This window comes from Kocuria sp. ZOR0020 (assembly GCF_000800955.1).
GTDB classification, from domain to species: domain Bacteria; phylum Actinomycetota; class Actinomycetes; order Actinomycetales; family Micrococcaceae; genus Kocuria; species Kocuria subflava.
The window spans coordinates 1-1035 of sequence record NZ_JROX01000404.1; the positions used below are offsets into that span (position 1 = coordinate 1).

1 pseudogene is annotated in these 1035 nt (G+C 69.3%); it reads right to left on the reverse strand.

What is annotated here, in order from left to right:
* Positions 1–1035: pseudogene (locus tag L979_RS16515) on the reverse strand (conjugal transfer protein); the annotation flags it as partial.

The window sequence follows — 1035 nt, forward strand, 5'->3', positions numbered from 1 at the left end:
CGGCGCGCCACCACGCCGCATGCTTCTTGTCGTCCTTCGGCGGGGCGCCGAGCTTGCCCGTCCACGGCTCCTCGTCGGTGAGGGCGCTGTGGAGCACGGCGTCGGCGCGTTGCTCGATGAGGTCTCGGTGCTCGTCCAGCGCTTGGCGCATCTCGTCGGCCATCGGCCCGCCGGCGTCGGGGATCAGTCCGGCGACGAGCCGGGGAGGTTTGCGGGTGCGACCGGACCCGGCCGGTCTATCCGTGGCGTGTGCGAGTCGAGCATGGAGGACGGAGGCGATGTCGTCGGCATCGCCCAGGCTGCGGGCTCCGATCAGCCGTGGGAGCAGGGTGTCGAGGTTGTGGTGGTTGGCGTCGGCGTGCCGCAACTCGGCCGAGAGCGCGCCGTAGGCGTCGGAGTCGAACACGTCGCCGACCTGCTCGTCGGTGAGTCCGGATGCGGTAAGCAGGGTGGCCCAGCGGTCGTGCTGGGCGGCTTGGGCGATGGTCTCGTACTCGGCCGCGAGCTGCGTGATGGAGCCCCAGTGCTCGTGCTCGGCGGTGATCGTCTTGTGCGCCGACAGCTCCGCGCCCACGTGCTGGAGCACGCCGTACAAGACACTGCGGGCAGTGACGTTGGGGTTGTCGCCGGGATGCGGCTCGGTGTGCTCATGATCGTCGCGGTCGACGGTGACGTAGGCGTAGTTGCCTTCCGCGCCGCGGGTCATCGAGACGTAGAAGTTCTCCCGCGTGGTCGTCGGGGTGACGACAACGTGCGAGGTGTCGGTGGTCACGCCTTGCGCCCTGTGCGCGGTGATCACGTAGCCCAGGTCCAGGTGCTCGGCCACGTAGTCGGCGGGCAGAACGATCCCGCGACCGAACCGCCGTGCGGCGGGGCGGATGTTGACCGATCCGTCCTCGCGGACGTTGGTGATGATCCAGCGGGCACCGTTGCGGACCCAGGTATTGCCGTTGCGGAGCCGGCGGTCGTTCTGGCGGGTGATGACCAGATCGCCTTCGGACGCGGCGGTGCCATCGTGCAGACACGTTGAGATCG